This is a genomic window from Burkholderia sp. Ac-20384, assembly GCF_017104605.1.
Taxonomy (GTDB): domain Bacteria; phylum Pseudomonadota; class Gammaproteobacteria; order Burkholderiales; family Burkholderiaceae; genus Burkholderia; species Burkholderia lata.
In genome coordinates this window covers 1-9,212 of the sequence record NZ_JAAGPE010000335.1, presented here as the reverse complement: position 1 = coordinate 9,212, position 9,212 = coordinate 1, and the positions used below count along the sequence as shown (strand labels likewise).

Here is a 9,212-nt window from a genome sequence, read left to right as displayed (position 1 = left end):
CCCGCGTGCCGGCCGGTGCGCGGAGGCCGATCGGATAAGATACGGCCGGCCATGCTCATTGGCCCCTGACCGAACCGACGGAGTGTTTTCAGTGATTCAACCGACCCCAGTATTCAAGGACAACCTCGCGCAACTGCCCGCCATCGACGGCGTCGCGCGCATCGATCTCGTCGGCGCGAACGGCGACGTGGTCGCGACCATCGAGAACCAGCCGGGCAAGCAAGGCTCGCTCGCGGTGTACAACTACCTGAAGCAGGCATTCGGCACGCTCGACGCGAAAGCCGCCGAGCACGGCCTCGCGGTGTTCGCCGAACATACGGCCGACGCACGCAACCGCCCGGGCGCGCATCCGAACGTCGATCGCCTGCTGGCGATCGTCGACGGCGGCGAAGCGCTGCGGATCGACGTCGTCGCAAAGGGCTGAGTCGCCGAGGTCACGCAAGCGTGCAGCCGGACGGCGCGCGGCCGTGACACGCGGGCGAAAACCCGCGATCATCGCGCCCGCCCCCCTTTCCCCGGAGACAGCCCAAGTGTCCCGTTTCGTTGCGTCGCCGTTTGCCCGCCGTCTTGCTTCGATCGTGTCGATCGCAGTCGTTGCGTGTGCCGCGCTCGGCGGCACGGCATCGGCCGATCCGCTGCGGACGGCCTCCGACATCGCCGGTGCGTCGCTGGTGCCGCTCGGCGTGCTGCCGCATTCGCCGGAGAACGGGTCGCTCGATTCGTTCTGCACGCAATACCGCGCAAAGACGACCACTGCCGCCGGCCGTGAAGTCGCGAAGCGCGACTGGATCGTGACGTCCGAAGCACCGCTCGGCCGCTACACGGTCGTCACGTTCGCGAGCGGATTCACTGCTGGCACGAGTGCGATCTGCTTCGCGCGCAACGGCAACATCGGCGTGTTCGACGGCACGACGCTCGTCGCACTCGGCTACACGGCACGCAAGGCGGGCTGGCAGCTCGGCACGGCCGATCGGCTGGAAAGCGGCGCGCTGCTGATCTGGGGCGGCGATGGCCCGGCACCGCCCGTCGGCGAGTTGCACGAAGAGAACGGTGGCGTGCGCCTGACGCGAGTCGCCGTTGAAAGCACTTACTGCCAGGGCCGCGCGGTCGTCCCCAACGTGTACGGCAAACCGCTCGACGTCGCGCGCCGGATCCTGATCGCGAAAGGCTGGCAACCGCTGCGCCCGCGCGAGAAGCCGGATGCGATGGACGGCGCGGCGACGCTCGCGAAACATGGCGTCATCGAAGCCGAAGCGTGTTCGGGCACCGGCATGGGCTATTGCGCGCTGCGCTACCGGAGCGCGTCCGGCGTGCTCGGCGTGACGACCGTCGGCGGCGAGCCGGACGAGCCGTCGAAGAACACCGTGATCGATTACCAGGTGGCCTGCCGCAAGCGTTGAGCGGTGCGACGATCGTTCACGCAAGGCGCAGCATTGGCGTGCGCCGTTGATGCAGTGTCGGGGACTATCGGTGTGCCTTGGTCCGCGCACATGAGTTGACGACCGGCCTCGCTTTCCGGCCGGATCATCGTCCGTTCGTTCGATTGACCGGCCTCGCGCGCCCTCCTAAACTGACCTCCCTTTTACGCTGCATCCACGAAAGGGACTCACATGATCGACCTCTCCACGCTCGCGCTGTTCTCCGGCGCGTGTCTCGCGCTGACCGCCACGCCGGGCCCCGACATGCTGTTGATCGCATCCCGCAGCGTGAGCCAGGGCCGGCGCGCCGGCTTCGCGACACTCGCGGGCATCCAGGCCGGCACCTACTGCCACGCGCTGGCGGCCGCGCTCGGGCTGTCGCAGCTGTTCGTCGCGGTACCGCTCGCCTATGACGTCGTGCGCTTCGCGGGCGCGGCCTATCTGCTGTATCTCGCGTGGAAGACGTTCCGTTCGGATGCGACCGCGCTGTCGCCCGTCGCGTCGCAGCGTCGCCACTCGACCGCGGCGATCTTCCGCCAGGGGCTGACGACGAACCTGCTGAACCCGAAGATGGCGCTGTTCGTGCTCGCCCTGTTTCCGCAATTCGTGCGGCCCGCACACGGTTCGATCGCCGTGCAGATTCTCGTGCTCGCGACGGTGCTGAACCTGATCGGCCTCATCGTGAACGGCGCGGTCATCCTGTCCGCGAGCCGGTTGAGCCAGCGGATCGGCGCGCGCCGCCGCCCGTCGAAGCTGCCGCAGTATCTGCTCGGGTCGGTGTTCGTGGGGCTGGCGGCGCGGTTGGCGGTGGCGGGGCGGCAATAGTCGTGAGCCTGTCGGTGAATCAAACGGGCGCAATCAAATTAATGAGGTTGGGTATGGGAACGTACGAGGATCTGCGCAAACGCGCACTGTCTGACCCCGAGTTGCGCGCTGAATACGAACGACTGAACCGCGAGGAATTCGCATTGCTCGACGCAATGCTTGCTGCACGGCAAGCGGCCGGCGTAGCGTCGACCGATATCGCGGAAGGCACCGAATCGAGCGCGTCCACTGTGGAGTAACGCCGGCTCGTGTTCGCAGCGAGCCGGCGTGCGCGGTCACCCGATATGCCGCTCAAGCTGGCGTCGGCCAGTGGCAAAAGATTCGTGACCTCACTCGCTTGAGTCAGACGCTATCCGGATCGTCACCTTCGGACACATTTTCAACGCCCTCGCGCGTATCCACCACCACCCGCAACGCCCCGCTCCCTAGCAAACTCGCCGGCGTCACCGTGCGGCGGCGCCACGGAATCCGGCCGAAGTACCAGATCTTCCAGAAGCCGAGCGGATGGTCGGGATTCCGGCGCAGCAGCATGTCGAAGGTCTCGACGTCGCCGAGCACGATCCGTGTCGCATCGCGCACGACTTCGCGCACGAACCGCGAGCAGAACTGCCGGCGCGACGCGAGATTGAACCCCGTGTCGTAGACCACGCCGATCCGGCGCATCGCAGCCTCCACGAGCCGGCGCCGCTGTACGGCATCGAGCGGTTGCTTCAGCCGCGCGATCACGCACGCGCCGCGATCGGAGCGCGCAAGAAACCGCGACATCGTCGTAACGCGTGATAGCGGAAACGTGCTCTCCGCGATCAGCGGCTCGCCGTCGCGCTCGCCAACGACGATCCCGACGTGATTCGTCCATGAGCGCGTCGCGCTCGCCACTTCGAGAAACGGCCGCACGGTCACGCGGATGAAGACGATATCGCCGATCTCCGGGTCGATCGGCAACGGCACGTCATGCGGATAAGAAGAACCAATGGAGAAGAGACGCCGCCTGCCCGCTTCAGGCGAGCGGATCATGAGCGGCCGGCAGCCGGTATCGACAATCATACGGACCTCGTGCGAGTGGAGATGGCGCGAGCATGTCAGCACCGGCCGGGCTCCGCATCCGCTTCATGTGCGGGGGCGGGTATTCGCGCCGCCCGGTGACGGATTTCGATACCGGCGTGAAGCGGTGCGCAGGTGCCGACGCCTTCAGCGCGTCGCACCCAGCGCCACGCGCAGCCGCTCCATCAACTCCGTGTAGTGCCGCAGCACGTCGTCCTTCGGCACGACATTCGCGGTCGCGAAACGATCCGACCACACCGGTTTCCATTCATACGAGCCGTGCACGCTGCGGTCGCCGTCGGGCGCCTGGATCAGCGAGCGGATCCGCGCATCGCGGCCCGGGCCCGTATGCATGTCGAACAGCGCATGGATGTACGTGTGATACGCGTCGTACACGTCGTCGTCGAACAGGTAGCGGTAGATATGGAACGTGCGGTCGAGGTCGCGCTTCGCGCGGATCACGTCGTCCGGCGAGATGTCCTTCCAGTAGCCGATCCACGTGTAGAAGCACAGCAACGCATTGAGCTGCGGCGCGACCGCGTCGTACAGCGCGAGCCGCTTCTCGATCAATCGCTGGTTGGTCCACTGCACGAGTTCGAGCCGCTTCAGCCGGCGCGCGACGAGCCAGCCAAGACACGCGACCGACAACGGCGTCAGCACGCCCAGCACAAGCTTGACGATTTCCAGCGAATTCCACGGCGTGTTGATTGGCTGCATGAATGGCCCGACAAGAAGAAACGCATCTGCATCAGCACACGACCCGGCGCGCAGCGCCGCCTGCCCGATCGCGTCGACATTGACCGTTAGTTGCTTGCGCATCGAACGTCGCGCAACCACTCAGGCAACCGGTTCGACGCGGCGTGATTCGTCAGTCTATCGAGCGATTGTCACCGAGCCGTGACCGTTCGTCGACCCGTCGTCGCGTAGTCATGCCTCGCGCGTCGCGCTAGGTCGGTAGCGCCGACGTGAGCTTGACCTTCTGCATCGGAATGTCGGTCTTCACGCTCAGCACGCCCGGAATGCGCGTGAGGTATTCCATCTGGAAGCGCCGGTAGTCGTCGATGTCGGCTGCGACGACGCGCAGCAGGAAATCGCAATCGCCGGCCATCAGGTGGCACTCGACGACTTCCGGCATCTGCTGGACGGCCTCGGCGAAGCGGTTGACCGATTCCGCGTCCTGCCCCTTCAGCCACACGCGCGTGAAGATCGTCAGCCCCTTGCCGACTTTCGCGGGATTCAGCACGGCCACGTATTTCTCGATCACGCCGGCTTCCTCGAGGAGGCGCACGCGCCGCAGGCACGGCGACGGCGACAGCCCCACCTCGTGCGCGAGCTCCACGTTCTGCATGCGGCCGTCGCGCTGGAGCGCGCTCAGGATCCGGCGGTCGATGGCGTCAAGTTTCATTGGCATTCGATTCCAAAAAAATCGCGTATCACGCGTTCAATGCCAAATTCTGAGAAAAATCTGGCCACAACGCAACCCGATTCGAGTCAAAAAAGCAGACAATTCTTCCCCCGAAGGAGGAGTAATGAGCAGTAGCGTTTCAACGTCGTCAGGGCTTCGCGACAAGCCCGCTTATGTCGCCGAGATGGGTCGCGGTTTGCGCGCGGCGCTGCCCGTCATGCTGGGTTTCGTGCCGTTCGCGCTCGTGCTGGGCGCGCAGGCCGCGCAAAAAGGGTTGAGCCTGTTCGAGGTGCCGATGATGACCGGCATGAACTTCGGCGGCGGCTCCGAATTCGCGGCGATCCATCTGTGGACTTCGCCGCCGCACATCGCGCTGATCGTCGCGATGTCGTTCCTCGTGAATTCGCGCCACATCCTGATGGGCGCCGCATTCGAGCCGTATATCCGCCGCCTGCCGCGCCGCCGCGCGTTCTTCGCACTGTTCTTCATGTGCGACGAAAGCTGGGCGATGTCGCTCGCCGACGCAAGGGCCCGCTCGGCCACGCACATCAGCGTGCCCTATTACGCGGGCATCTGCGTGGGGCTCTACCTGACGTGGATCTCGATGACCACGCTCGGCGCGGCGGTCGGCCCGACGATCGGCAACGTCGAGCAGTACGGCTTCGACATGGCGTTCACGGCCGTGTTTCTGGTGCTGCTGCGCGGGATGTGGAAAGGGATGCGCGCGAGCCGCCCGTGGTTCGTGAGCCTCGTCGTCGCGGCAGCCACGCACCTGGCCGTGCCCGGCGCGTGGTACGTCGCGGCCGGCGCCTGCGCGGGGCTGATCGCCGCGCTGCTGTGGGAGCCGCGCGATGCCTGATTTCCCGGATTTCAGCACGGTCGCGACGATCGTGCTGATGGCGTCGACCACGTATCTGTCGCGCATCCTCGGCTACGTGCTGTTGCGCAACCGCACGCTGAGCCCGCGGATGGCGTCGGTGATGGAGAACGTGCCCGGCTGCGTGCTGATCTCGGTGATCGCGCCGGCCTTCGTGTCGACGCGCCCGGCCGACCTGCTGGCGCTGGCCATGACGCTGATCGCGGCGACGCGCCTGTCGATCCTGCCGACCGTCATCGTCGGCGTCGTGTCGGCCGGCCTGCTGCGGCACCTGCTCGGCTGAGCGGTTCCGACCCGCCGCGCACGTCGCGGCACGAACACCGACCAACGGGCGCGCGATGCGCCCGTTTTCACGTCCGCGCCCACCGCGCGACACGACGATTCTCACGCGGGAATGCTAGCCTTGTGGCTTGCGCCACGCTGCACTTCCCTCTCATTGCCCATCTCCGCGAGGATCGTCCCGATGCAAGAAACCCGCCCGCTGTTCGATCGTGTCCTGCTCACCAACGACGACGGAATCGACGCCCCCGGCCTTGACGTGCTCGAACAGGTCGCCACGCAACTGGCGCGCGAAGTGTGGATCGTCGCGCCGGCGGAAGACCAGAGCGGCACGTCGCATTCGCTGAGCCTGCACGAACCGCTGCGCGTGCATCGCAAGGGCGAACGCCGTTTCGCGGTGCGCGGCACGCCTGGCGATTGCGTCGCGATCGCGATCAGCCACCTGATGAAGGACGCACGGCCCGACATCGTGCTGTCCGGCGTGAATCGCGGCGGGAACCTCGGTACCGAAACGGTGTTTTCCGGCACGGTCGGCGCCGCGATGACGAGCATGCTGGTCGGCGTGCCGGCCATCGCGCTGAGCCAGGCGTTCACCGATCGCAACGCGGTGCCGTGGGACACGGCGCTCGCGCTCGCGCCGGACGTGATTCGCCGGCTCGTTGCGGCCGGCTGGGACAGCGACGCGTGCCTGAACGTGAATTTCCCGCCGCGGCCCGCGCAGGACGTGCGTGGCCTCAAGGTGACGAACCAGGGCGCCGGTACGCTGCAGGGTGTCGAGATCGTGTCGGGGCGCGACCCGCGCGACCTCGAGTATCACTGGCTGAAGCTCGCCCGCGCGCCGCGCGACGACGATGCGGATTCGGAAACCGTTGCGCTGGGCGAAGGGTATGTCGCCGTCACGCCGCTGAAGTTCGAGCGCACGCACGATCAGGCGCTTGCTCGGTTGCGGTCGAGCCTCGGCTGATCCGCGCAGGCCGGCGAGGCAGCGGTCGCGGCGATTGCGCGTGGTGCCTGCGCGTGATTGCCCGGCTGCATTACTGCATTACTGCATTACTGCCTTACCGCCTTACCGCCTTACCGCCTTACCGCCTTACCGGTTCACCGCTTCACCGCTTCACCGCTTCACCGCTTCATCGCTTCACCGAATGACCGAGCCACCGCTTCACGTCAGGTTCATTCCCCCGTCGAGCATCACGATCTCGCCCGTCACGTAGTCGGACGCGACGAGCATCGCGACCGTCTGCGCGATATCGTCCGGTGTCGCCGCGCGGCGCATCGGCGCGCGCTCGCGCCAGAGCTGCTGCGCGTCCGTCCAGTCGGCCGTGAGCGGCGTATCGACAAGCCCCGGCGCGACCGCATTGACGCGAATCGCCGGTGCAAGCGTGCGCGCGAGCAACCGCGTCGTGTGATTGAGCGCGGCCTTCGCGGCCGCATACGGAATCGACGCGCCTTTCGGCCGCACGCCCGCATGCGAACTGACGTTCACCACGCACCCGGCCCGCCCGTGCGACGCCGCCTCGCGCAATACGGCTTCCGCCTCGGCGACGAGCCGGAACGGCGCGATCACGTTGATCTCGTGCATCTCACGCCACACGTCGGGCGTCGCCGCGGCGAGGTCGTCGTGCGGAATCACGCGGCTGACGCCCGCATTGTTGACGAGCACGTCGAGCCGCCCGTGCACGGCAACGGCTTCGCGGATCAGCCGCACGCGTTCGGCATCGTCGGCGAGGTCGGCCTGTACGTAGGCCGCGCCGAGTTCGCGCGCCATCGCGCGCCCCACGTCGGCCGAGCTGCGCGAATGCAGGATGACCGCATAGCCGTCCGCCGCCAGGCGGCGCGCGATCGCCGCGCCGATCCCCGACGTCGAACCGGTGACGAGCGCGACCGGCCGATGCAGCCGCGACGCGCGCGGCTCGGCGACGGTTTCGGTTTCAGGTTCCGTTTCGGGAATCGGAGCGGAGATCGGCGGAAGCGGCGCGTCCATATCGGGGAACCCTGTCAGTGGCGTTCCCGCATCATAATCGCGACGACGCCCCCTGACGCGAACGTCACCGCGGCCACCACGAGGATCGCGGCGGCGAAGCCGAAGCGGTCGGCCATCAGGCCGGCCGACAGCGCGCCGATCGCATAGCCGAGATCGCGCCAGAACCGGTACACGCTCAGCGAGCGCGCCCGCCAGCCGGGCTCGGACGCATCGGACACGGCCGCGATCAGGCTCGGATAGACCATCGCCGTACCGAGGCCGAGCAGCACGCTCGCGACGAGCCACCAGCGGAACTGCCCCGTCAGCGCGGTCAGCGCGAGCCCGCCCGCCTGCACCCACATCCCGGCGACGATCAGCCCCTTGCGCCCCCACCGGTCGCTCAGCGGCCCGGTGACGATCTGGCAACTGCCCCATACGACCGGATAGACGGCCTTCAGGAGGCCGATCCGCTCGATACCGAGCCCGAGCGTCGTGAAGAACAGCGGGAAGATGCCCCAGCTCATCCCGTCGTTGAGGTTGTTGATCATGCCGGCCTGCGACGCCGCGAACAGGTTGCGGTTACGGAACGACGTCAGCATGAAGACTTCGCGGAACGACAGCGCGGATGCGCCGGCCGGCTGGCCGCTTTCCAGCCGCACATGCTCGCGCGTGTCGCGCACGACGAGGATCGACAGCAGCAGGCCCACGATCGCGTAGAACACGCCGAGATAGATCGGCGTCGGCCGCAGCCCGTAGCGGCTCGCGAGATAGCCGGTCGCGAACGCGGTCGCGCCCACCGCGAAATAGCCGGCGAATTCGTTCAGGCCGACCGCGAGGCCACGGCTTTTCGGGCCGACGAGGTCGACCTTCATGATCACCGTCATCGACCACGCGAACCCCTGGCTCAGCCCGAGCAGCACGTTCGCGGCGATCACCCATTCCCAGTTCGGCGCCGCGATGATCATGAACGGTACCGGCAGGCCAAGCAGCCAGCCGGCGATCAGCACACGCTTGCGCCCCCACGTATCGGCGAGCTGCCCCGACACCAGGTTCGCGAACGCCTTGACCAGCCCGAAGCTGACGATGAACGACGTGATCAGCGCGGTCGACTCGAGATGAAACTGCTCGGCGCCGATCAGCGGCACGACGGTGCGCTCGATGCCGACCATCCCGCCGACGAACGCGTTGACCAGCACGAGCAACGCGAATTGCCGCCAGTTCTCGCGCAGGCCAAGCGCCACTGCGCGTCCGCCGCGCGCCATCGCTACGTTTGTCATCGCGCTAGCTGTGAAGCGTCAAGAGGTTGTTTCTCGACGGGGGAAGTCTCGCCATCGGCGCAATGCCGCCGATGGCACTATGAGCCCGATGCCAGTTGTAGTGATGCTGCCAACTCGCCAGGGCTTC

Annotated in this window: 12 protein-coding genes and 1 pseudogene; 7 read left to right on the top strand and 6 right to left on the bottom strand. The window is 66.9% G+C overall.

The window, feature by feature from the left end:
• Window positions 1-91 precede the first annotated feature (91 nt).
• From G3O00_RS36255 to G3O00_RS43660, 4 genes are all read left to right on the top strand, one after another.
• The gene (locus G3O00_RS36255) at window positions 92-424 is read left to right on the top strand and encodes a DUF2322 family protein (RefSeq protein WP_174929944.1); all 333 of its coding nucleotides are present in this window, start codon (window positions 92-94) and stop codon (window positions 422-424) included.
• A gap of 106 nt (window positions 425-530) precedes the next feature.
• The gene (locus tag G3O00_RS36250; RefSeq protein ID WP_174929943.1) at window positions 531-1,400 is read left to right on the top strand and encodes a hypothetical protein; all 870 of its coding nucleotides are present in this window, start codon (window positions 531-533) and stop codon (window positions 1,398-1,400) included.
• 210 nt (window positions 1,401-1,610) lie between these two features.
• Complete coding sequence (locus tag G3O00_RS36245) at window positions 1,611-2,243, top strand: LysE family translocator (RefSeq protein WP_206145876.1); 633 nt, start codon at window positions 1,611-1,613, stop codon at window positions 2,241-2,243.
• A gap of 2 nt (window positions 2,244-2,245) precedes the next feature.
• Complete coding sequence (locus G3O00_RS43660) at window positions 2,246-2,482, top strand: hypothetical protein (RefSeq protein WP_241025494.1); 237 nt, start codon at window positions 2,246-2,248, stop codon at window positions 2,480-2,482.
• Window positions 2,483-2,585: 103 nt separating this feature from the next.
• On the opposite strand, the gene G3O00_RS36235 is transcribed toward G3O00_RS43660, so the two are convergent.
• The 3 genes from G3O00_RS36235 to G3O00_RS36225 form a co-directional block, all read right to left on the bottom strand.
• Window positions 2,586-3,287: a YebB family permuted papain-like enzyme gene (locus G3O00_RS36235; RefSeq protein ID WP_174929942.1), complete on the bottom strand. Its 702-nt coding sequence runs from the start codon at window positions 3,285-3,287 to the stop codon at window positions 2,586-2,588.
• A 144-nt stretch (window positions 3,288-3,431) separates the two neighbouring features.
• The gene (locus G3O00_RS36230; protein ID WP_041493684.1) at window positions 3,432-4,001 is read right to left on the bottom strand and encodes a hypothetical protein; all 570 of its coding nucleotides are present in this window, start codon (window positions 3,999-4,001) and stop codon (window positions 3,432-3,434) included.
• 229 nt (window positions 4,002-4,230) lie between these two features.
• A complete protein-coding gene (locus G3O00_RS36225) occupies window positions 4,231-4,689 on the bottom strand; it encodes an Lrp/AsnC family transcriptional regulator (protein ID WP_006486309.1) in 459 nt (152 codons plus the stop codon).
• Window positions 4,690-4,813: 124 nt separating this feature from the next.
• Between G3O00_RS36225 and G3O00_RS36220 the strand changes: the two genes are divergently transcribed.
• The 3 genes from G3O00_RS36220 (at window position 4,814) to surE (ending at window position 6,809) form a co-directional block, all read left to right on the top strand.
• Complete coding sequence (locus tag G3O00_RS36220) at window positions 4,814-5,548, top strand: AzlC family ABC transporter permease (protein WP_059696142.1); 735 nt, start codon at window positions 4,814-4,816, stop codon at window positions 5,546-5,548.
• Window positions 5,541-5,849 (top strand): AzlD family protein, encoded by a 309-nt coding sequence (locus G3O00_RS36215; protein WP_166889291.1) that lies wholly within the window; start codon window positions 5,541-5,543, stop codon window positions 5,847-5,849. The genes G3O00_RS36220 and G3O00_RS36215 overlap by 8 nt, the downstream gene beginning before the upstream one ends.
• A 180-nt stretch (window positions 5,850-6,029) precedes the next feature.
• Entirely contained in the window at window positions 6,030-6,809 is a 780-nt protein-coding gene (gene surE, locus G3O00_RS36210; protein WP_206145874.1) for a 5'/3'-nucleotidase SurE, read from the top strand.
• Window positions 6,810-7,007: 198 nt separating this feature from the next.
• Here surE and G3O00_RS36205 read toward each other — a convergent pair whose 3' ends face one another.
• The 3 genes and pseudogenes from G3O00_RS36205 to G3O00_RS36195 all read right to left on the bottom strand — a co-directional run.
• The gene (locus tag G3O00_RS36205) at window positions 7,008-7,829 is read right to left on the bottom strand and encodes an SDR family oxidoreductase (RefSeq protein ID WP_206145873.1); all 822 of its coding nucleotides are present in this window, start codon (window positions 7,827-7,829) and stop codon (window positions 7,008-7,010) included.
• 14 nt (window positions 7,830-7,843) lie between these two features.
• Complete coding sequence (locus G3O00_RS36200) at window positions 7,844-9,070, bottom strand: MFS transporter (RefSeq protein ID WP_206145877.1); 1,227 nt, start codon at window positions 9,068-9,070, stop codon at window positions 7,844-7,846.
• Window positions 9,071-9,089: 19 nt separating this feature from the next.
• Window positions 9,090-9,212, bottom strand: a pseudogene (locus tag G3O00_RS36195) (IS481 family transposase); the annotation flags it as partial.

Coding starts and splice junctions, on each gene's coding strand:
- surE (WP_206145874.1), top strand. CDS start 6,030: ATGCAAGAAACCCGCCCGCTGTTCGATCGTGTCCTGCTCACCAACGAC.
- G3O00_RS36245 (WP_206145876.1), top strand. CDS start 1,611: ATGATCGACCTCTCCACGCTCGCGCTGTTCTCCGGCGCGTGTCTCGCG.
- G3O00_RS36215 (WP_166889291.1), top strand. CDS start 5,541: ATGCCTGATTTCCCGGATTTCAGCACGGTCGCGACGATCGTGCTGATG.
- G3O00_RS36225 (WP_006486309.1), bottom strand. CDS start 4,689: ATGAAACTTGACGCCATCGACCGCCGGATCCTGAGCGCGCTCCAGCGC.
- G3O00_RS36200 (WP_206145877.1), bottom strand. CDS start 9,070: ATGGCGCGCGGCGGACGCGCAGTGGCGCTTGGCCTGCGCGAGAACTGG.
- G3O00_RS36230 (WP_041493684.1), bottom strand. CDS start 4,001: ATGCAGCCAATCAACACGCCGTGGAATTCGCTGGAAATCGTCAAGCTT.
- G3O00_RS36220 (WP_059696142.1), top strand. CDS start 4,814: ATGAGCAGTAGCGTTTCAACGTCGTCAGGGCTTCGCGACAAGCCCGCT.
- G3O00_RS36235 (WP_174929942.1), bottom strand. CDS start 3,287: ATGATTGTCGATACCGGCTGCCGGCCGCTCATGATCCGCTCGCCTGAA.
- G3O00_RS36205 (WP_206145873.1), bottom strand. CDS start 7,829: ATGGACGCGCCGCTTCCGCCGATCTCCGCTCCGATTCCCGAAACGGAA.